Origin of the sequence: Arthrobacter sp. UC242_113 (assembly GCF_044054585.1) — a bacterium.
Lineage (GTDB): Bacteria > Actinomycetota > Actinomycetes > Actinomycetales > Micrococcaceae > Arthrobacter.
On sequence record NZ_CP171968.1, the window covers coordinates 705,714 to 725,734 of the forward strand.

Annotated in this window: 18 protein-coding genes; 12 read left to right on the forward strand and 6 right to left on the reverse strand. The window is 66.7% G+C overall.

Going from position 1 to position 20,021, the window contains the following annotated elements:
- The first annotated feature begins 13 nt into the window (after positions 1 to 13).
- Both ACHMXB_RS03185 and ACHMXB_RS03190 read left to right on the forward strand, forming a co-directional pair.
- Entirely contained in the window at positions 14 to 808 is a 795-nt protein-coding gene (locus ACHMXB_RS03185; RefSeq protein WP_395402709.1) for a sulfite exporter TauE/SafE family protein, read from the forward strand.
- Positions 809 to 936: 128 nt separating this feature from the next.
- A complete protein-coding gene (locus ACHMXB_RS03190; protein ID WP_395402711.1) occupies positions 937 to 2,400 on the forward strand; it encodes a pyridoxal phosphate-dependent decarboxylase family protein in 1,464 nt (487 codons plus the stop codon).
- Between the two features lie 65 nt (positions 2,401 to 2,465).
- On the opposite strand, the gene ACHMXB_RS03195 is transcribed toward ACHMXB_RS03190, so the two are convergent.
- From ACHMXB_RS03195 to ACHMXB_RS03205, 3 genes are all read right to left on the reverse strand, one after another.
- On the reverse strand, positions 2,466 to 3,536 hold the full coding sequence (locus ACHMXB_RS03195) for an aminoglycoside phosphotransferase family protein (protein ID WP_395402713.1): 1,071 nt from the start codon (positions 3,534 to 3,536) through the stop codon (positions 2,466 to 2,468).
- 190 nt (positions 3,537 to 3,726) lie between these two features.
- Complete coding sequence (locus ACHMXB_RS03200) at positions 3,727 to 4,470, reverse strand: VIT1/CCC1 transporter family protein (protein WP_395402715.1); 744 nt, start codon at positions 4,468 to 4,470, stop codon at positions 3,727 to 3,729.
- 62 nt (positions 4,471 to 4,532) lie between these two features.
- On the reverse strand, positions 4,533 to 5,792 hold the full coding sequence (locus tag ACHMXB_RS03205) for a DUF4439 domain-containing protein (protein WP_395402717.1): 1,260 nt from the start codon (positions 5,790 to 5,792) through the stop codon (positions 4,533 to 4,535).
- A gap of 105 nt (positions 5,793 to 5,897) precedes the next feature.
- Here ACHMXB_RS03205 and rimP point away from each other — a divergent pair, with 105 nt between their 5' ends.
- From rimP to rbfA, 5 genes are all read left to right on the forward strand, one after another.
- Positions 5,898 to 6,515 (forward strand): ribosome maturation factor RimP, encoded by a 618-nt coding sequence (gene rimP / locus ACHMXB_RS03210; RefSeq protein ID WP_395402719.1) that lies wholly within the window; start codon positions 5,898 to 5,900, stop codon positions 6,513 to 6,515.
- Positions 6,515 to 7,492: a transcription termination factor NusA gene (gene nusA, locus ACHMXB_RS03215; RefSeq protein WP_111902082.1), complete on the forward strand. Its 978-nt coding sequence runs from the start codon at positions 6,515 to 6,517 to the stop codon at positions 7,490 to 7,492. Before rimP ends, nusA begins: the two co-directional genes overlap by 1 nt.
- A gap of 265 nt (positions 7,493 to 7,757) precedes the next feature.
- Positions 7,758 to 8,090: a YlxR family protein gene (locus tag ACHMXB_RS03220; protein WP_307031735.1), complete on the forward strand. Its 333-nt coding sequence runs from the start codon at positions 7,758 to 7,760 to the stop codon at positions 8,088 to 8,090.
- Positions 8,091 to 8,242: 152 nt separating this feature from the next.
- A complete protein-coding gene (gene infB / locus ACHMXB_RS03225) occupies positions 8,243 to 11,116 on the forward strand; it encodes a translation initiation factor IF-2 (protein WP_395402721.1) in 2,874 nt (957 codons plus the stop codon).
- Positions 11,117 to 11,403: 287 nt separating this feature from the next.
- Positions 11,404 to 11,913, forward strand: a complete 510-nt coding sequence (gene rbfA, locus ACHMXB_RS03230) for a 30S ribosome-binding factor RbfA (RefSeq protein WP_395402723.1) — start codon at positions 11,404 to 11,406, stop codon at positions 11,911 to 11,913.
- A 123-nt stretch (positions 11,914 to 12,036) separates the two neighbouring features.
- Here rbfA and ACHMXB_RS03235 read toward each other — a convergent pair whose 3' ends face one another.
- The gene (locus tag ACHMXB_RS03235; protein WP_395402725.1) at positions 12,037 to 13,158 is read right to left on the reverse strand and encodes a ScyD/ScyE family protein; all 1,122 of its coding nucleotides are present in this window, start codon (positions 13,156 to 13,158) and stop codon (positions 12,037 to 12,039) included.
- 567 nt (positions 13,159 to 13,725) lie between these two features.
- Here ACHMXB_RS03235 and ACHMXB_RS03240 point away from each other — a divergent pair.
- Both ACHMXB_RS03240 and ACHMXB_RS03245 read left to right on the forward strand, forming a co-directional pair.
- Positions 13,726 to 15,381, forward strand: coding sequence for a DUF222 domain-containing protein (locus tag ACHMXB_RS03240; protein WP_395402727.1), 1,656 nt, complete (start codon positions 13,726 to 13,728; stop codon positions 15,379 to 15,381).
- A gap of 50 nt (positions 15,382 to 15,431) precedes the next feature.
- Positions 15,432 to 15,917 carry a nucleoside deaminase gene (locus ACHMXB_RS03245; protein WP_395402729.1) on the forward strand — a complete coding sequence of 162 codons (486 nt, stop codon included), beginning with the start codon at positions 15,432 to 15,434 and terminating at the stop codon, positions 15,915 to 15,917.
- 6 nt (positions 15,918 to 15,923) lie between these two features.
- Here the strand turns inward: ACHMXB_RS03245 and ACHMXB_RS03250 are convergent, their stop codons facing one another.
- The gene (locus ACHMXB_RS03250) at positions 15,924 to 17,084 is read right to left on the reverse strand and encodes a pyridoxal phosphate-dependent aminotransferase (protein ID WP_395402731.1); all 1,161 of its coding nucleotides are present in this window, start codon (positions 17,082 to 17,084) and stop codon (positions 15,924 to 15,926) included.
- A gap of 71 nt (positions 17,085 to 17,155) precedes the next feature.
- On the opposite strand from ACHMXB_RS03250, the gene truB reads away from it, so the two are divergent.
- Genes truB through ACHMXB_RS03265 form a run of 3 tightly spaced genes read left to right on the forward strand, consistent with a single transcriptional unit; the run spans position 17,156 to position 19,012 of the window.
- On the forward strand, positions 17,156 to 18,190 hold the full coding sequence (truB, locus tag ACHMXB_RS03255; protein WP_395402733.1) for a tRNA pseudouridine(55) synthase TruB: 1,035 nt from the start codon (positions 17,156 to 17,158) through the stop codon (positions 18,188 to 18,190).
- Positions 18,191 to 18,192: 2 nt separating this feature from the next.
- A complete protein-coding gene (locus ACHMXB_RS03260; RefSeq protein ID WP_395402735.1) occupies positions 18,193 to 18,546 on the forward strand; it encodes a hypothetical protein in 354 nt (117 codons plus the stop codon).
- Positions 18,547 to 18,565: 19 nt separating this feature from the next.
- A complete protein-coding gene (locus tag ACHMXB_RS03265; RefSeq protein WP_395402737.1) occupies positions 18,566 to 19,012 on the forward strand; it encodes a hypothetical protein in 447 nt (148 codons plus the stop codon).
- Positions 19,013 to 19,027: 15 nt separating this feature from the next.
- Here the strand turns inward: ACHMXB_RS03265 and ACHMXB_RS03270 are convergent, their stop codons facing one another.
- The gene (locus ACHMXB_RS03270; protein ID WP_395402739.1) at positions 19,028 to 19,864 is read right to left on the reverse strand and encodes a DUF937 domain-containing protein; all 837 of its coding nucleotides are present in this window, start codon (positions 19,862 to 19,864) and stop codon (positions 19,028 to 19,030) included.
- Positions 19,865 to 20,021: the final 157 nt, after the last annotated feature.

Sequence of the window (20,021 nt, forward strand, 5' to 3'; positions counted from 1 at the left end):
GCCTGCCCTTCCGGTGGTTTCGGGGTTTGAGTCGATCCAGCTCGCCACTATCGTCCTGATAGTGGTGGCTGGCTTCTCCGCAGGATGGGTGGACGCGGTCGTGGGCGGCGGCGGCCTGCTGCAGCTGCCGGCGCTATTGCTCGTGCCGGGGATCACCCCGGTACAGGCACTGGCCACCAACAAGATGGGCTCCATTTTCGGCACCACCACCAGCGCCGTGACCTACTACGGCCGCGTCCGGCCCGATTTGCGGACGGCCGTGCCGATGGCCGCGATTGCGCTGGCGGGCAGCTTCGGCGGTGCGCTGCTGGCCACCCGGCTGCCGGCGGAGGTGTTCAAGCCGATCATCGTGGCGGCCCTCGTGGCCGTCGCGCTGTTCACGGCACTTAGGCCCGACGCCGGACACCTCACCGAACTCCGGCACGGCGGCCACACACACTACGTGGTGGCCTGCGCCATCGGCGCCGTGATCGGGTTCTACGACGGCCTGATCGGCCCCGGAACCGGATCCTTCCTGGTGATCGCGCTGGTTTCGGCAATGGGGTACGCCTTCCTGGAGGCCAGTGCCAAGGCGAAAATCGTCAACATGGCAACGAACGCCGGGGCACTGATATTTTTCCTCCCACACGGCTCTCTGCTTTGGGGAGTCGGCCTGCTGCTGGGCGCGGCGAACATGGCCGGGGGCTACCTCGGCGCCCGCACCGCCGTAAGGCAGGGGAGCAAGTTTGTCCGTGTGGTGTTCCTCGTGGTGGTTTTCGCGCTGATCGTCAAGCTCGCCTTCGACGTGTGGCAGGAGAACTTCGCCTGAGCTGAGTTCCCGGTTGGGCCGGGTTCCCGCCTGAGTTGGGTTCCCGGCTGGGCTGGCCTTCCGCTGAGCCGGGTTTCCCGCGCAGTCACGTTCTCGCGGGCGGTCCCGGGACGGCGTAGCATTCCTCTATGTCAGCCGGTGCGGAACCGTACAGGGATGCCCTGGCTGCAGCCGTCCGGCATGCGACGCGCTGGCTGGAAAGCCAGCCCAGCCGCCGGGTTGGTCCGCAGCAGGCAGCCCGGGAACTCGCCGCGGCGTTCGACGGAGCGCTGCCCCACTCCGGCATGCCCCCGGCCGACGTCGTGGATTACCTGGCCACCCACGCCGAACCGGGCCTCATGGCCATGCCATCCGGACGCTTTTTCGGCTGGGTCATCGGCGGTACCCTCCCGGCTGCCATGGCGGCCGACTGGCTGGTCAGTTCCTGGGACCAGAACTCGGGGCTCCGCTACGCCACGCCAGCCATCGCCGCCATTGAGGACGCCGCGGGCCATTGGCTGCTGCAGTTGCTCGGCCTGCCGGAGGAATCCGACGTTGGCTTCGTCACTGGAACCACCATGGCCAATTTCACCGCGCTGGCGGCCGCACGGTGGCGGCTTCTCAAGGACGGCGGCTGGGACATCGAACGTGACGGGCTCTTCGGCGCTCCGCGGATCCACTGCCTTGTGGGGGAGGAACGGCACGAGACGGTGGACCTCGCGCTGCGCTACCTGGGAATGGGCAGTCCCACCGTGGTTCCGGCCGACAGCCAGGGACGCATCGACGCCGCGGAGCTGGACTGTGCGCTGGACCGGATCGCGCTCGAGCATGCGTCCTCGGAAAATTCATTTGCTGACCAATCTGGCGGATCCCAGGGTCCGAGGCCGGCCCCGGTGCTGGTCTGCCTGCAGGCCGGAAACCTCCACTCCGGAGCCTTCGACCCCTTCACCGCAGCCATCGCGGTGTCCAAGGCACACGGCGCCTGGGTGCACGTGGACGGGGCCTTCGGGCTCTGGGCTGCAGCCGTCCCGGAACTCGCAGGGCTGACCGCTGGGGTGGAACGGGCCGACTCCTGGGCCACAGACGCCCACAAGACTTTGAACGTCCCGTACGACTGCGGCGTCGTAGCTGTCCGGGACGCGGAAGCCTTGCGCAGTGCCATGGGGCTGCACGCCAGCTACCTCCTCCAGGACACCGACGGCTCGGGTGATCCCAGCCAGCGGGTTCCGGAGCTTTCCCGCAGGGCCAGGGGAGTTCCCGTGTGGGCGGCGCTGAAGTCCCTGGGCAGGGACGGTGTGGCCGGACAGATCCGCCGCCTTGCCATGTCCGCTGCCCAGCTCGCGGAACGGCTCACGGCCATTGACGGGGTGGAAGTCCTGAACGACGTTGGTTACACCCAAATCTCGGTAGCCTTCGGCGACGACGCCGCAACCCGGCGTGTGGCGGAGCGGCTCATCGCCGGCGGAAAGGTATGGATGTCCGGGTCCCGGTGGCACGGCAGGGACGTGGTGCGGATATCCGTCAGCAACTGGACCACCGACGCGGATGACGTCACCACCGCGGTGGAGGCGGTGCGGACAGCCGTCGAAGCCGTCCGGTCGGGCCGGTCCTGACAGCCTGTGCCCTGACGGCCTGTGCCCTGACAGTCCTGTGCTTCGAGGTCCATGCTCTCCGGAGCCTACGACGGCGAAGTGTTCACGGCATCATCGCCCGGCTCGGGCAAGTCGTGGGCAGCCGGAAGCCCGTCCAGCGTCCGGCCGGCAAGTGTGCTGGCCACCCACAGGGACCGGGCCATGTCACCGCCGTGGCCCGGCCTCGAAGCGTAGTGCAGGGCGTTATCCACCTCCCGGGCCAGGCTCCACTGCCGGGCCACTTCCGGGTCTAGCCCGGCCGCGAGACTGAAGTCATGGCACCGTGCCAGCAGGCCGGCGGCGGGATCAGACGCCGGCAGGTCCGGGATCCGGTTCCAGAGCGCCGGAGCCACGGCGAATTCCGCCTCGCCCACCATCGGCTGGGGGTCGATTGCGGCGAATCCGTCGGCGACAATATTCCGGGCCGAATGGTTCCCTGCCGCATTGTTCGCTCGGGAGTCAGGCCTGGCCAGGATGTTGAGGTAGTGGAAGTCCGTGTTGACCAGGACGTCCTCCGAGGAGCGGCGGCCCACGGCGCCCCTGGTCTGGCAAACCTCGAGTGCTGCCTCCAGCAGCCACCGGGGAAACGGGCGGCCCAGCTGTTCCCATTCGGCAGGCAGGTCGTCGCTCCACTGTTCCGCACGGGCGGCCACGTGAACGAATTCCTGCCACTGCGGCCGGGCGTCGGGCACGAGGCTCAGCTCCCGCATCAGCCCGCCCCACACCTCAAGGGCGGTGTCCATCGGCACTGCCCGGAGTGACCTGCCCGCGTCCAGCCGCTCGAGGAGCATTGAACACGTTCCGGCGTCGGAAGCCAGCAACTTCACCGCGCCATGGCCGTTCCACAGTGCCAGCGCATGGCGTTCCACCAGGGCTTCGTCATGCGGAAAGGCCACCTTCAATGCTGCTGGCGATCCCGCCGCGCGGACCGGGACCACAACGGCGCCGTGTCCGCTCCACGGAAAAGCTCCCGGTTCCAGGTCAAGCTCAAGCTGCCATTGGTCGATCCGGCTGCGGATCATGTCCGGCAGGGACGCCAGCCAGGCCCTGCCGGCGCTGCTGCGGGAGTAGCGGCGCGTCAGGTCCAGGGGGATGGGAACGTCTGCTGGCCGGCTCACAGCTCCAGCGTAGTGGAGCTGTCCTTGCGGATCGGGGACGCCGGGCGGCTCCGTTTGGCTTGGCGTTTTTGTCCAGATAATGGCCGCTGAAGGCCGCCGTTGAAGTCGCGACAAATGGACAAAAACTCCTAGCCGATGGCTTGGGTGGCAACTCCAGGACGCCGCTTACGACTACAGGATGCCGCTACTGCTACACGATGCCGCTGGCGCCTAGCAGGTTGCCGATGGTGAACGTCGCGGCCAGGGCAACGCCGCCGCCGACCACCACGCGTGCGCCCGCCCGGGTCTTCGAACCGCCGCCTATCCACGCGCCCACGGCGCCCGTCACGGCCAGCGCCAACAGGACAGCTCCGAAAGTCACCGCAACCCGAATGCTTTCGGGGGGGAGCAGGATGGCCAGCATCGGCAGGATGGCACCCAGCGTGAAGGCGATGGCGGACGCAAAGGCGGCATGCCAGGGGCTCACGATGTCCTGTTCGTCGATATTGAGCTCCGCGGACAGGTGTGCGGCGAGGGCGTCGTGCTCTGTCAGTTCGCGCGCCACATTCCGGGCTGTTTCCTCGCTAAGGCCCTTGCTCCGGTAGATCGCGGTGAGCTCCAGCAGCTCCTCTTCCGGTTCCTCGGCGAGTTCGCGCCGTTCCTTCTCGATCAGCGCTTTTTGGCTGTCGCTCTGGCTGCTGACGGAGACGTACTCACCCAAGGCCATGGATACGGCACCACCCACGAGTCCGGCAGCACCGGCCGCGAGGATGGGCCCATTGTCACTGGTAGCACCGGCCACGCCCACCACAATCGCAGCGACCGACACAATCCCGTCGTTGGCTCCGAGGACACCTGCACGCAGCCAGTTCAGCCGGTGCACGAGGTCATTGCTGTGGGGCTCATTGGCGTGCTGCCCCTCAGGGGGCAACGCAGTTCTGTCCGCTGAATCCATGGCTCCAGCAAACCACTTCGAAGCAGCAGGCTGCCAGTAGGATGTCGCCGACCAGCCCGCGCTTAGGGTGCGGCGGGTGTTGCCGCCGCGCCGCCGTCGGTCTGGCGCACTGAGGGCGCAACCGGTTCCGGAAGCTCCGGCAGGAGCGCGGTGTCCAGCACAATGCCGGGTACGGGACCGGGATCGGACCCCCAGCGCATGGTCCGCTGGGCAGCCGCGACCAGCGAGGTGACAGCCCACCGCCGGGTCTCCCCCTCACTCAGTGCCACAAGGTCGCCGTAGACCGGAAGCGTTCCTGCTTCAAGGCTGGCCAGTCCCGCAGCCGGCTTCTGCAGGAACGAGGTGCCCAGGGTGTAGCCCGGTTCACGGGGAGGAACTGACACGCAATGAGCGCGGGTGTAGGCCTCGGCCTGGCCAACGAGGGTTTCATGCGTGGAGAGCAGGGCCCTCGCCTGTTCCGCGGCCGGCGCGGTCAGGCGGGTCAGCGCTACCTGGTAGCCGTACACCGTCTCAACTTCTGTCCGAACCACCCGGTTCAGGGCCGCGGCGACCGTGGCGCTGTCAGGCGGGTCCGGTGCTTTGGTGGACTGGTTACTGTCGTTTGGCTGGGCGTTACCGCCTGCCTCGGCGCTGTTGCCCGATGCGCTGTTGCTCGACGAGCTGGGGACGGAGCACGCCGTGGCCGCGTTTCGCTGGGTTGTCACCGGTGCCGAAACGGCTGGCGGCGGCGTCCCCGCAACCTGTGCCAGCGTCGTCGCCTGAAGCAGTTGGGCGGTTCCTACCGCGGCGAGCAGGCGGGCCATCCCGCCGTCGGCCTTCTCTGCATGGGTGAGGCGCTCCTTGCCACTCGTGGACAATGCAGCCACCAGCGCGGGCAGCGTGGCCGGGCGCGGCGTCGCTGTCTCCGATGATGCGGCGGCGGACGGACCGGCAGTTCCCGGCGCCCCTGCCGTTGACTTTGCCCCGGCCTTTGATCCTGCCCCGGCCTCTGAACCTGAACCCGGCGCTGAAGTCGCGGTGGCGCCGCCCGGAAGAAGGAGCGCCCGTGCCTGCGTAGTCAGCAAAGTCACAGTGTGCGAAAACTGCTGCCGCCGCGCGCCGGACGACCCGTCCGCGAGCTGCTGGCTGGCAGCCCTCAGATCCAGGGTTTGAGCGAGGGCGGCGGCGCGCGCCTGCTCGGAGAATGGAGGAGGTGCAGGGGCAGGGGATTCCCGCGGAATCAGCGCAAAGCCAAGGCTCAGCACCAGGAATGCGGCGAGTGCCAGCAGGCCATACCGGAGATAGCTGGCCGGCGTTCTTTTTCGCCCGCTGTCGTCATTCACAACAGACCATGTTGTCACGGCCACGGGGAAGTCCGTGCACCAAGCCGCCCGGAAAATCGCTACGCTAGTACACACAACATCATCTAGCGGGAGGCGGCCGGCATCGTGAGTAATGCAGAAGCCACGACTTCATCAGACCGGACCGGCGCGGGAAAGGCTGAACCCGCGGCTGTCCACAATCCCGAGGCTGAGCGTCTCCGGGCGCTGCTGGAGCCCGCAGTCCAGTCGCACCGGCTTTACCTCGAGGATGTTGCCATCCACATCGCAGGTTCCAACCGCGTGGTCCACGTCGTGGTGGATCTGCCGCAGGAAGAAACAGGCGGGGTGAGCCTTGACGTCATCGCCGACATCTCCAAGGAGCTCTCCGACATCCTGGACAGCGACCCCAGCACGGACAGCCGTCCGTATGATCTTGAGGTTTCATCGCCCGGCGTGGGGCGGCCGCTGACCGAGCCCCGCCACTGGCACCGCGCCCGCGGCCGGATGGTTGCAGTCAACGTGATCCAGGGCGAGAACGTCACAGGCAGGATCAGCTCCGTTGACGACGCCGGCGTGACCCTGGTTCCCGAAATCGCCGTGAAAAAGGGCATGAAGCCCAGGCAGGGCGACCCCGTAAAGCTTCCTTTCGACAAGATCCGCAGCGGAAAAGTCGAAATTGAGTTCAGCCGCCTCGACGAGGCCGGTCTGGAAACTGAGCACAATGGACCTTCTGAGGAGGCCTGATGGATATTGACATGAGCGCGCTGAGACTCCTGGAGCGTGAGCGCGAAATCCCGCTGGATCTCCTCATTCCCACGATCGAGCAGGCCCTGCTGGTCGCCTACCACAAGTCGCCGGGCGCCTTCGAGAAGGCCCGCGCGGAGCTGGACCGCAAGAGTGGCCACGTGACCATCTGGGCCACCGAGATCGACGACGACGGCGCACCCATTGGCGAGTTCGAGCACACGCCGGCCGGATTCGGCCGCATCGCCGCCAGCACCGCCCGGCAGATCATCCTGCAGCGGCTGCGCGACGTTGAGGACGACAACGTCCTGGGCGAATTCAAGGGCCGCGAGGGTGAACTCGTTGCCGGGCTGATCCAGCAGGGCAACAACCCCCACATGATCCAGGTCAACCTCGGCGCTGTGGAAGCTTTGCTTCCGCCGCCCGAGCAGGTGCCGGGGGAGAAGTACATCCACGGCAACCGGCTGCGCGCATACGTCATCGACGTGCACCGCGGCACCAAGGGCCCGTCCATCACCCTGTCGCGTTCGCACCCGGGTCTGGTTCGGAAGCTTTTCGAACTGGAGGTCCCTGAGATCGCCGACCGCTCCGTGGAGATCGTCGCCCTGGCCCGCGAAGCCGGCCACCGCACCAAGATCGCGGTCAAGGCAAACACCCAGGGCATCAACGCCAAGGGTGCCTGCATCGGCGAAATGGGCTCGCGTGTGCGGGCGGTCATGACCGAACTGAACGACGAAAAGATCGACATCGTTGACTTCAGCGAGGATCCGGCCACCTTCATCGCCAGCGCACTGTCGCCGTCGCGTGTGAATTCAGTCACCATCACCGACGAGGCCACCCGCTCGGCCCGAGTCGTGGTGCCGGACTACCAGCTCTCCCTTGCCATCGGCAAGGAGGGCCAGAACGCCCGCCTCGCCGCCAAGCTGACGGGGTGGCGCATCGATATCGTCTCCGACGCCGCCGCTCCCCGCGGTTAGCGCTGCGCCGGGCAGGGGTCAGCCCGTCCGGCACAAGCCCTGACCTCGGCCGATCTGCCCGCCCCCCGCGGCGGGCAGTTTCGGTTTTCGGTTTCGGGTATGGGGCCCCTGAGGGGCTAGAATAGAACTTGGCCGCGCCTAGCGGCCGGCATCAGCGTGTTCGTGCGCCCGGGTTCCTGCCGCAAGCAGGACCTGCCGAAAGGCAGTTGCGGGTCGCCGGTCAGGCAGATAGGTACAGGCAGGAAGATACTCGGCAGTGGCACACGTGCAACAACTCGGGAATCAGCCGCAGCGTACCTGCATTGGATGCCGGAAAAAGGGGCCGCGGTCAGAGTTGCTCCGGCTCGTCTCCGACACCGGCGGTTCGTCCGCCGTCGTGGTGGATGAACGACGCCGGATGGCTGGCCGGGGTGCATGGCTGCACCCCAGCGAAGCGTGCCTGGCCCTGGCGGTCAAGCGGCGAGCCTTCGGGAGAGCCCTCAACGGGTCAACCGGAACGGCCGCCGTCGAACGCCGGATAACGGCAGGAGCGCACGCTGCGGATGTCCCGGCGTCTGCAGTACCAACCGTCCAACCTGAAAGCGGGTCAGAAATCTGATGGAAACCCGATGAGTTCCCAGCGATGAGCGCGTAACGATGACAACTTTGTTGCGCTCTGCAATGGGCCTTTCAGCTGTAACCGCAGCGGGGGCCCGCAGTAAGAAGTAGACGGTTCGTGCCTGGCTCGGTGCGGACCGAGACAGGAGAAATGTGGCCAAGGTCCGCGTACATGAGCTTGCAAAAGAGCTCGGTATTACTTCCAAAGATGCAGTAACCAAACTGCAGGAACTGGGCGAATTTGTTCGCTCCGCCTCTTCCACCATTGAGGCCCCCGTGGTGCGGAAACTCCGCAACGCGTTCCCGGCTGCCGCCGCTTCGAAGTCCGAAGCCCCCGCAGCCGCCCCCAAGTCCCCGGCCAAGCCGGCGGAATCCCGTCCCGCGCCGGCTCCCGGCCCCGCTGCCCCCAAGGCTGCGGCGCCTGCTCCGGCTCCGGCACCGGCACCAGCCCCCAAGGCTGAGGCGCCTGCAGCTCCGGCTGCTCCCGCCGCCCCGGCAGCTCCGGCTGCCTCGACGCCCGCTGCGCCCTCCACCGGTGCCAAGCCGGGAGCACGCCCCGCGCCCAAGGCTGAGACCCCCTCACGTCCGGGCGGCGCTCCGCGTCCCGGTGGTCCCCGCCCCGGCAACAACCCCTTCGCCACGTCCCAGGGCATGCCCCGCGGCCGCGGTGGAGACGGCGAACGTCCGCCGCGCCCGGGCAACAACCCGTTTGCAACTTCCCAGGGCATGCCTCGTCCAGGTGGCGGCCGCACTGACGGCGAGCGTCCCGGCGGTCCGCGTCCGGCAGCCGGTGCAGGCGGACCCCGTCCCGGTGCTCCGCGTCCCGGCGCAACGCCCGGTCCGCGTCCTGCGGCCGGCGCAGGCGGCCCCCGTCCCGGCGGTCCCCGTCCGGGTGCCGGTGGAGGCAACCGGCCCACGCCTGGCATGATGCCTAACCGCACCGAGCGTCCCGCACCTGCAGGTGCCGGCCGTCCCGGTGGCGGCGGACGCGGTCCCGGCCGTCCCGGCGCTCCCGGAACCGGTGGTCCCGGTGGCGGCGGCGGTGCTCCGGCCGGCGGTGGCTTCGGCAAGGGCGGCCGCGGTCGCGGTGGTACCCAGGGTGCGTTCGGTAAGGGCGGCGCTGGCCGCGGCAAGCAGCGCAAGTCGAAGCGCGCAAAGCGCCAGGAACTTGAGCAGATGAGCGCACCGTCGCTGGGTGGCGTGAGCGTACCCCGCGGCGACGGCAACACCGTTATCCGGCTTCGCCGTGGTTCGTCCATCACGGACTTCGCTGACAAGATCGAGGCGAACCCCGCCGCATTGGTTACGGTGCTCTTCCACCTTGGTGAAATGGCAACGGCAACCCAGTCGCTGGACGAGGACACCTTTGCCCTCCTTGGCGAGGAACTCGGCTACAAGCTGCAGGTCGTTTCGCCGGAGGACGAGGAGCGCGAGCTGCTCTCCACCTTCGACATCGACTTCGAAGCCGAGCTCGAAGCCGAAGGCGATGAAGACCTCGAGGCTCGTCCTCCGGTGGTCACCGTCATGGGCCACGTTGACCACGGTAAGACCCGCCTGCTGGACGCCATCCGTAATTCTGACGTCGTTGCCGGCGAGCACGGTGGCATCACCCAGCACATCGGTGCCTACCAGATCAGCCACGAGCACGAGGGTGCGCTGCGCGACATCACCTTCATCGACACCCCGGGCCACGAAGCGTTCACCGCCATGCGTGCCCGTGGTGCGAAGGTCACGGACATCGCCATCCTGGTTGTGGCAGCGGACGACGGCGTAATGCCTCAGACCGTTGAAGCCCTCAACCATGCCCAGGCGGCCAACGTGCCGATCGTCGTGGCCGTGAACAAGATCGATAAGGAAGGCGCGAACCCGGACAAGGTCAAGGGCCAGCTCACCGAGTACGGTCTGGTTCCGGAAGAATACGGTGGCGACACTATGTTCGTTGAGGTCTCTGCCCGCCAGAACCTGAACATCAACGAACTGATCGACGCTGTGCTCCTGACCGCCGACGCCGCGCTGGACCTGCGGGCCAACCCGGACAAGGCCGCCCGAGGCATCGCCATCGAAGCGAACCTGGACAAGGGCCGCGGTTCCGTGGCCACCGTCCTGGTGCAGTCCGGTACCCTGGCCGTCGGCGACACGATCGTGGCCGGCACGGCCCACGGCCGCGTCCGCGCCATGTTCGACGAGGACGGCGAGGCACTCGACGTCGCACTGCCGTCCCGTCCGGTCCAGGTCCTCGGCCTGTCCAACGTGCCGCGCGCCGGTGACACCTTCCTGGTGACCTCCGACGAGCGCACGGCCCGCCAGATCGCCGAGAAGCGTGAAGCTGCCGACCGCAACGCCGCCCTGGCCAAGCGCCGCAAGCGCATCAGCCTGGAAGACTTCGACCAGGCCGTCGCCGAAGGCAAGATCGACACCCTCAACCTCATCCTCAAGGGTGACGTGTCCGGTGCCGTGGAAGCCCTCGAGGACGCGCTGCTCAAGATCGATGTCGGCGAAGGCGTACAGCTCCGCGTCATCCACCGCGGTGTCGGTGCGATCACGCAGAACGACGTCAACCTGGCAACGGTCGACAGCGCCGTCATCATCGGCTTCAACGTCAAGCCCGCCGAGCGTGTTGCCGAGCTGGCAGACCGCGAAGGCGTGGACATGCGCTTCTACTCCGTCATCTATGCAGCAATCGATGACATCGAGGCAGCCCTCAAGGGCATGCTCAAGCCGGAGTACGAAGAGGTCCAGCTGGGCACCGCCGAGGTCCGCGAAGTATTCCGTTCCTCCAAGTTCGGCAACATCGCAGGCTCCATCGTTCGCTCGGGCACCATCCGACGCAACTCGAAGGCCCGCATCACCCGCGGCGGCAAGCTCATCGGCGACAACCTCACGGTGGAGACGCTCAAGCGCTTCAAGGACGACGCCACCGAGGTCCGCACGGACTTCGAGTGCGGTATCGGACTGGGCTCGTACAACGACATCACCGAAGGCGACATCATCGAGACCTTCGAGATGCGCGAGAAGCCGCGCGTCTAAGCGGTTTATCGTTTCCAAAGTGCGGGGCCGTTGGATTTTTCCGACGGCCCCCACTTTCCGCCGATGTGGGGCCCCGCCCCTCCGCTGGGTGGCGAACGTCTGTCGACGTTCGTCACCCAGCTCCGGCAGGCCCGATGCCACTCCCGGGCCTTCACATCGGCTCCAAGAGCCGCCGGAAAAATCCAACGGGAGCCGTCGTTAGCTCGCCGTAGTGCGTGGCAGATAACTGAACAGTGCGACGCAGCCTTTCCGGCCGCCGTCGTGCCCTAAAATTTCTAGGAGTAAAAATGGCTGATCCGGCACGCGCTGCCAAGATGGCGCAGCGGATTAAGGTTGTTGTTGCTGAGGCTTTGGGCCGGAAGGTGAAGGATCCTCGGCTTGAGGGCATTACTGTCACCGATGCCCGTGTTACCAATGACCTGCAGCATGCCACCGTCTACTACACCGTGTTTGGCGACCAAGCCCTGCAGGCTGATGCGGCCAAGGGACTGGAGAAGGCCAAGGGCGTGCTCCGGCAGGAAGTGGGCCGGAACATCACCGCCCGGCTGACTCCGACGCTTGAGTTCGTCGCCGACCAGATCCCCGTGAACGCGTCCAACCTCGAAGAACTGCTCCGCACCGCGAAGCAGCGCGATGCCGAGGTGGCTGAACTAGCCAGAAACGCCAAGCCCGCGGGCGACGCTGACCCATACAAGAGTGACGTCCAACCGGACGTGGATATCGACGAAGACGACTTCGACGAAGAGGACCTCGACCTGGCGGATGACGACGCCATCGATGAGGACCGGAACCGCTAACGTTGCGGTTTTTGCACCGCAGAGCTCATGCCATTAGGCGCTGAAAGGGTGCGGACGGATTAACTAATCCGTCCGCACCCTTCTTTGTTGCTGCCCCTAACCTTTGTGGCTGCACACAATTTGCTAGTCGTCGAGTGGGGCCTTCACGACACGGCCGTCCGGCGCCGCGTTCGGTGCCGGCAGCGAGTTGACCGTCGCATAGATGGACCCGCCCCTGATGTCGACGTCGGCCGTGAGCGCGCCCGGAAGCACTACCGTCTGCTTGCTTGAATGTGCGGACAGCCTCAGCACACCCTTGCCGAAGAGGGACGCGACGTACACGTTCCCGTCGTCGTCCATGTCCAGGCCGGTGGGTGACATCACGTCATCGGCGAACAGCTTGGTGCGGCCGTTGTGGGGGTTGACCTTGTACACAGCTCCGCGGGCACCCAGTGCCGGGTCCTCCGGTCCGCCGGGCAGCACCGATACATACAGCCAGCCGTCCGATCCGCGCTCCACGTCAGTAGGCACGGGCTCGAACCGGTAGGTATGGCCTGCGACGCACCCCGGGAGTTTCAGTGCCGCGGTTTCTGTTGTGGTGAATTTGTGCGGGCGGGGCGGCAGCACGGCTACAGTTTCAGCCTTGCCTGACTTCACGTCGACCGACACGATGCTATTGGCCCCGGCGTCGGCGACGTAGATGGTGTTCCCGTAAACCTCGATTCCATACGGATGCGAATCGATGTGGCCCTTGTAGGAGGCCTCAACATCCTTCGGCAGCTTGGCCGCGCAGGCAGCCGGAAGGTCCTTGAAGCCGTAGCTAGTACCGCCGTCTGCGTTGTGTTTCACCTCAAGGGCAGCGAGGTCGCCGAAGGTGCGGTGCTTGCCGTCGGCACTGATGCTTCTGATGTGTCCGGCCAGTGGCCTCGGATCCATAGGGCCGGCGCCCTGGCTCTCGGCCAGATAGATGGTGCGGCCACCCCGGTCGCTGCCGGCCACGTCCCAGGCCGCGTTCCCGTAAACCATCGACTTGCTGCCGTCCCGAGCAACTTTCGTCAGCTTCCCCGCGAATTCCTCACTGACCAGAACCGAACCGTCCGGTCCGTCGCTGAGGTGGAGCGGGCTCAGCAGGCCTTTGGTGAGAACGGTCGGTGCGGACCGGCTTTCTGCTGCTTTGTCTGCCGGGGCTGCGTGGCCCGCCGGGGACGCCGACAAGAGGAGTGAGGCAGCCGCGACAGCCGCCAAGAGTGCTCGTTGCTTTTCCATACCGTCTCCAATGTCAATGCTGCGCATCCAGAACATTGAGACCGATATATATGGTCCGAAAATCGGGTCCCCCGACGCGCGTATTCTAAGCCCGGCCTTCGCGGCATGTCGATGGGCCGGTGTTGATTTGGACCCGCGGAAAAGTTTTCGAGAAGCCTGCGGACGGGCTAATAAATGTCAGACCCCCTCATCAGACTGGTTCTATGGAAGCCATTGGGGGATTCGCCGCAGACCGGGCCTTACGGCCCGGTGCCGGTGGGTTGGCTTCCGTCTCAGGGAACGACGGCGGTGGCCCGCTCAGCGGTGTCGTTATCGACGGCGGCACTTCAGTAGGCCGGTTGCCCGACGGCGGCGGGGCCGGACTCCGGGGAGTGTCTCCCGAGACCGTGGCTAATAATGTCGTACCCCCTCACCAGAATGTTTTCATGGAAGCCGTTCGGGGGATTCACCGCAGACCGGGCCTTACGGCCCGGTGCCGGTGGGTTGGCTTTTGAGCTGGTTTCTGTTGGTGCTAACGCCCTTCAAAGCGTTCCTGTTGACGGTGGCGCCAGTGTCCTCGAGGGGGACGTGGTTGATCAGGCCTTGGCCGTGCTGGAACCGGACTCTATCACCGCCGAAGACACCGCGTTGTGGGGTTTCAGGCAGGCCGCGGATTTCGCCGGCCGGGTCGAGCAGCTCTCCCGGCAAGTAGAGCGCCTGCAGGTGCTCGCCGCGGGCGCGGTGGACCGGTCCCGCACCGCCGCCCTCACCGGGGCAGCATCACCCCTCGTCCCCGTCCCCGATCCTGATGACGCGGGTCCGGGTCCGGGGGATGACGGGTCCCGGAACAGTGTCGAGTTCCTCCAGGGAAGGCTGCGGATCAGCTCCGCCGAAGCCCGCCGCCGGATCGGGCTGGCCGACGCAGTCCTGCCCCGGACCGGGTTCGGCGGGCAACAGCTCGCGCCGAGGTATGAAGAGCTCGCCGCCGCGGTCGATACCGCCCAGATCAGCTCCCGCGCCGCGACCACCATCACCCTGGCCCTGGACCGGGCACGGCATTTCACCACCCTGGCCCACACCGCCGCGATGGAACACGACCTGACCCGAGCCGCGATCGAGAACGACACCGACTTCCTCACCCGCGTCGCCCGGCACTGGGCCGAGGCCATCGACCAGGACGGGACCGAACCCTCCGAAGCGGCCCTCCGGCAAATCCAGGGCGCCTTCATCCGCCGCCCCAAACATGGCCTGCAGCACCTGGAAATTTTCGCTACCGCCGAACAGTTCGAAACCATCACCACCGTCATGAACACCGCCACCAACCCCCGCACTCCGGTACCCGGGAACGGGAACGGCGCCGACGGAACCCGGGCCGACGGGAATGGCGCCGACGGAACGGGTGCCAACGGTATGGGTGGTGACGGGGCGGGCAGCGCTGAACCGGCCAGCCTTGCCGGGTGGGACACCGAGGGCGTCCCCGAGGTCTCCCTGGATCACCGCTCACAGGGCCAGAAACGGCTCGACGGGCTCGTCGGCGCGCTGCAGACAGTCCTCACCACCGACACCCTGCCCGCCAACGGCGGACACCGGCCCCAGATCCTGGCCACCATCAACTACCGCGACCTCCTCGCCGACCTCCAACACCGCCAAGACGCGCAATGGGCCCAAGGCGCGCAATGTGCCCAAGAAGCGCATCGGGCCCAGGAAGCGCAGTTGGGCGAGGAGGTCCAAGAACCGCATCCCGCCCGCACCGGCCGGACCACCACCGGCCGGACCACCACCGGCCGGACCGCCAGCGGGACGAACACCGGCACCGCACTGTTCGCCTTCACCGGGCCGGTGAACCCGGCCACGATCCGGAAAATCGCCTGCGACGCCGACATCATCCCCGTCGTCCTCGGCACCGACGGCCGGATCCTGGACATCGGCCGCGCCTCACGCGTCTTCCCGCCCCACATCCGCAAGGCCATCACGGCCCGGGACCAGGGCTGCGCGTTCCCGGGCTGCACCATCCCCGCTGCCTGGTGCGAAGCCCACCACATCACCTACTGGTCACGCGGCGGAACCACTGGAACCGGCAACGGCGTCCTGCTCTGCGGCCACCACCACCACCTCATCCACAAAGAAAACTGGCACATCGAAGTCACCAACGAGGTGCCCTGGTTCAAACCCCCACCAGAACTCGACCCCCACCGAAAACCCCGCCGCAACAACTACTTCCACTCACGACCCCAACACGAATGAACCGCGCCACGACTGTCCCGCAGCACCGTTCTGCTGGCTATGATCAGACCATGCGCGCCCACCCATCTCCTGCAGACGTGACCGGATACCTGACCGGGGCGGTGGCACTGGCCGAACGGAATGTCGCGGCCGGCGGCGGGCCCTTCGGCGCGCTGGTGGTGACAGCTGACGGCACCGTCCACGAAGGGGTCAACCGGGTCACCCGTGACAACGATCCCACCGCCCATGCCGAGGTGGTGGCCATCCGGACCGCCGCCAAGGAGACCCGGAACTTCGACCTAAGCGGCAGTGTCCTGTACGCCAGCTGTGAGCCCTGCCCGCTGTGCCTCGCGGCGGCGCTCTGGGCACGGATCGACCGCGTGTACTTCGCCGCGGACCGGCACGGCGCAGCCGCAGCGGGATTCGACGACGCCGTCTTCTACGAGTACTTCGGCGGCACCCGGCCCGAACTGTTGCCGGTCAGCCACAGCCAGGTTCCGACGTCGGGCGCCCCGTTCGATGCCTGGCGCAACAACGCCGCACGCACCGACTACTGATTCCAGCTACACGGTGAGCCTGCGTGGGAGCCTGCCCACGCCCTCGACCAGTTCGCTTTGGTCACCACAGAGCGCGATCCGGATCCACCCTTCGCCGATGGAGCCAAAGGCAGTCCCGGGTGCAAAGGAGACTCCGGCCTCGGCGAGGAACTGCTTGACCCAGGCCCGGACATTTCCGCCGCTGACGTGTGAGACGTCCGCCCACAGGTAGAACGCCCCTTGAGCGCTCAGATAGGGAATGCCCTTCTCTGCCAGCACAGCTGACGCCGCATCGCGGTTGGCCCGGTAATGCGCGTGGGCCTGCGATACATAGTCCTGCGGACCGGTCAACGCGGCGAGCGCCGCGTACTGGGACGGCGACGCCACACAGGAGACGATCGCCTCCATGACGTTGTTCATCCGCTGCTCCAGCCCGGGCGGGCAGATCAGTGCTCCGATGCGCAGGCCGGTAAGCCCATACGTCTTGGACAGCGTCAGCGACGTGAACACACGCGCCTCACCGGGGGCCGCGCTGTCGAACCGAACAGGACTCACGTGCGGGACGTCGTACGTGAAGGCCTCGTAGCACTCGTCTGAGATGATCCAAAGGTCGTGGCGGCGGGCCAGTTCCACCAGTTCCCGGGTCAGGTCTTCCCGGAGGACGGCGCCCAAAGGGTTCGACGGCGAGTTGAGCATCAGCACTCGCGTCCGTTCCGTGATGAGCGCCTCGATGTCCGCGATCCGGGGCTGGAAATCATGGGCGGGGTACAGGGGATATTCCACGGGGACCGCATGCAACAGCCGGCTGGTCATGGCAAACGTGGGATAGCCCGGATTGGGAATCAGGATTTCGTCGCCGGGAGCGAGCAGCAGGCTCATAGCGAAGTGCAGGCCCTGCTGGGCGCCGTCCACCACATAGACGCGGTCCGCCCCAATATCTACGCCGGACTGCTCGCGGAACCTGGCTGCGAAGGCCTCCCGGAGCGGCGGGATGCCGGCGTTCGGGGTGTAGTTGGTTTCGTCGCGGTCCAGGCAAGCTATTCCGGCATCCAGGACATGGCGGGGGAGCGCGAACCCGGGCTCCCCGATGCTCAGGATCAGCGCTCCGGGGGTGCGCCACGCCGCCTCGGTGATCTCGCGGATTTGGTTGACGGGGACGTCGCGTATGTGCGCGGAAAGCTCGGGCATGACTGCCATCCTAGTGCCGGGCCCTGCAGCGTCACCGGTGAGCGGGCCGCATGCCCCATATACTGATAGGCGTGCTTTCTGGACTGGTAATAGTGGACAAGCCGCAGGGATGGACCAGCCACGATGTGGTTGGACGGATGCGGCGGATCGCCGGTACCCGGAAAGTGGGCCACGCGGGAACGCTGGATCCCATGGCCACCGGCGTCCTGGTGCTCGGCATCAACAAGGCGACACGGCTCCTCACGTACATCGTGGGCACGTCAAAGACATACACGGCCACCATCCGGCTGGGGGAATCCACCATCACCGACGACGCCGAAGGCGAAGTTGTCAGCCGGGCGAGCGCCGCTTCCGTGACCGAGGATGCCATCCGCTCCGGCGTTGAGTCCCTGACAGGCGAGATCCAGCAGGTGCCCAGCAGCGTCAGCGCCATCAAGGTCAACGGTGAACGCTCGTATGCGCGCGTCCGTTCCGGGGAAGATGTCCAGCTCGCTGCCCGGCCAGTCACCATCCACCGTTTCGACATCCACGGAATCCGCCGGGACCAGGCCGCCGGACACGACACTGATGTTGTGGACGTCGACGTGACGGTGGAATGTTCGTCAGGCACCTACATTCGTGCCCTCGCCCGGGACCTCGGTAACTCCCTCGGCGTCGGCGGGCACCTGACCGCATTGCGTCGGACCAGTGTGGGACCGTACTCGCTGGACCAGGCGCGCACCCTTGAGCAGCTCGCGGAAGACCTCGAAGTCCTCGAAATGTCGCAGGCGGCCAGGGCGCTCATGCCGAATCGGAACCTGAGCGCAGAGGAAACCACCGAGATTTCCTTCGGCCGGCGCATCGCCGCCGGAGCTGCTGCGGGCACACCGGCCGCCGCGACAGCCGAAAAGCCAGCAGCCGCGTTCGCGCCTGACGGATCACTTGTGGCGCTGCTCGCGGACAGCGGAAGTTTCGCCAAACCCGTGCTGGTCTTCGCCCCGGGAACGGGGCCCGGCGGTTCCAACAGTTCTGCGCCGGGCGGTTCCAACACTTCTGGCACGGGCGGGTCCGGCACAGGCTCCGGCGTGCCTGGCCGTTCTGGTGCCGACGGCGGCGGGCAGGCCTAGCGTTGGACGCGTATTTCTACATCATCCTGGGCGTCGGCCTGCTGTCCACGCTCATCTGCGTGGCGGCGGGCGTCATGAAGAAGGCTCCGAACGACATCACGATCCTTTCGGTGGCCGCCGTCGAACTGGCCTTGCTGGTCTACCTCGTTGGCTCGATAGTGCGGGTCATCGCGGGGGAGCATATCGCGGGAGAAGCCTGGGAATTCTGGGGCTACCTCGCCACCGCGCTCCTGCTGCCGGTAGCCGCGGTGTACTGGTCCGTCCTGGAACGGACCCGCTGGAGCAACTTTGTCCTGGCGGCCGTCGGCGTTACCGCCCTCGTCATGGCCGCCCGCATGAATCAGATCTGGTACTGAAGTGGAAGAAGCACGCAACGTGACCGATACGTCCGATACGTCCGAACACACGGGCAAGCGCCCGGCCGACACGAGGAACACCGGTCCCGGCCGGCTCCTCATCGCTGTCTACGCCATCTTTGCCATTTCGGCTACTGCCCGGGCCGGCTACCAGATCCTCACCAAGTTCTCCGAAGCTCCGCTTGCGTACCTGCTCTCCGCCTTCGCCGCCGTCGTCTATGTGGTAGCTACGGTGTCGCTGGCCAAGGCCGGCCGCACCTGGTTCAAGGTTTCCCTGGTAGCGGTCCTGGTGGAACTGGTCGGCGTGATTGTCGTGGGAGCGCTGAGCCTGTTCGACCCCGTGCAGTTCCCGCACGAAACCGTGTGGTCCGCGTTTGGCCGCGGCTACGCCTTCGTTCCCTTCATCCTGCCGATTCTGGGCCTCATCTGGCTTTACCGACGGCGGCCCGCGGCCCCTGCGGCCTAGCCTGGTCTCACGGATCTAACGGTTCTCGTCCGGCAGATCCATCTCGATCAGCTCGCCGGGCGTCAACGACCCGTGCGAGGGTGCCACCGACTCGTTCGTCTGCCCTGAATCGTTCGATTGCGCTGAATCGTTCGTCTGCCCTGGATCGTTTGATTGCGCCGAACCGGATTGCGTGGATGGTTCCCGGTCCTGCCCGGTCAGCGGAGCCTGCTGCGGCTGCGAGCCGCCACCAAGAATGCCGCCCAGGATATCGCCCAGGCCGCCCGAACCGAACCCTCCTGAACCGGGCCCGCCCGCACCCTGTCCACCGGTGCCATGCCCGCCGGAACCAAGTCCGCCGGAACCCAGCCCGCCGAGGCTGCCGCCCAGGATTCCCCCGAGGATGCTGCCCAGGTCGATTCCGCCACCACCGGAAGGGGACGGCTGTGCGCCAGAACCCTGCCCGCCGCCGAGGACTTTCTTGGCCAGATAGGACATGACGATAGGGGCGAGGATCGGCAGCAGCTTGCGGACGAGGTCCCCGCCGACTCCGCCGAGGTTTGCTGTCCCCGCCAACTGATTGGCTACCTGGTCCTGCTGGCCGCCGAAGACGTGGCCAACGATCTTTTCGCCGTCCTGGGTGTCAACCTGCGACGGGTCCAGGCCGCCGTCGGCCAGTCCATTCCGGTGCCTGGCTAGCTCGGATTCCAGCGCAGCAGCGCCTTCCGGCGCCTGGACGTTGTTCTGCATCCCGGCAAGCAGCGTCGGCACGGCGGCTTCCACTGCGGCCTGCGCGGACGCCGGATCAGTCCCCAGCAAGGAAGCGATCTGCTGGACAGGGATCTGTCCCAACAGCTCCTGGATATCACTCATGGCGTGGCTCCTTCCCGCCCGCTCATCTCGCAGGCGATCCGTGCGGTTGATACGCAATGAAACTCGAAGGCCCAGGGCAGTGCTGCCTGGGCCGCTGCCTCTGCATCCTAGCGGCGCGTACCTGCAGACGGTAGGCCACCACCGGGCTGCCCCGAGC

Excerpts from the sequence above, each read along its gene's own strand:
- ACHMXB_RS03245 (WP_395402729.1), top strand. The coding sequence starts at position 15,432 with ATGCGCGCCCACCCATCTCCTGCAGACGTGACCGGATACCTGACCGGG.
- ACHMXB_RS03190 (WP_395402711.1), top strand. The coding sequence starts at position 937 with ATGTCAGCCGGTGCGGAACCGTACAGGGATGCCCTGGCTGCAGCCGTC.
- ACHMXB_RS03250 (WP_395402731.1), bottom strand. The coding sequence starts at position 17,084 with ATGCCCGAGCTTTCCGCGCACATACGCGACGTCCCCGTCAACCAAATC.
- rbfA (WP_395402723.1), top strand. The coding sequence starts at position 11,404 with ATGGCTGATCCGGCACGCGCTGCCAAGATGGCGCAGCGGATTAAGGTT.
- nusA (WP_111902082.1), top strand. The coding sequence starts at position 6,515 with ATGGATATTGACATGAGCGCGCTGAGACTCCTGGAGCGTGAGCGCGAA.
- ACHMXB_RS03270 (WP_395402739.1), bottom strand. The coding sequence starts at position 19,864 with ATGAGTGATATCCAGGAGCTGTTGGGACAGATCCCTGTCCAGCAGATC.
- ACHMXB_RS03235 (WP_395402725.1), bottom strand. The coding sequence starts at position 13,158 with ATGGAAAAGCAACGAGCACTCTTGGCGGCTGTCGCGGCTGCCTCACTC.
- ACHMXB_RS03200 (WP_395402715.1), bottom strand. The coding sequence starts at position 4,470 with ATGGATTCAGCGGACAGAACTGCGTTGCCCCCTGAGGGGCAGCACGCC.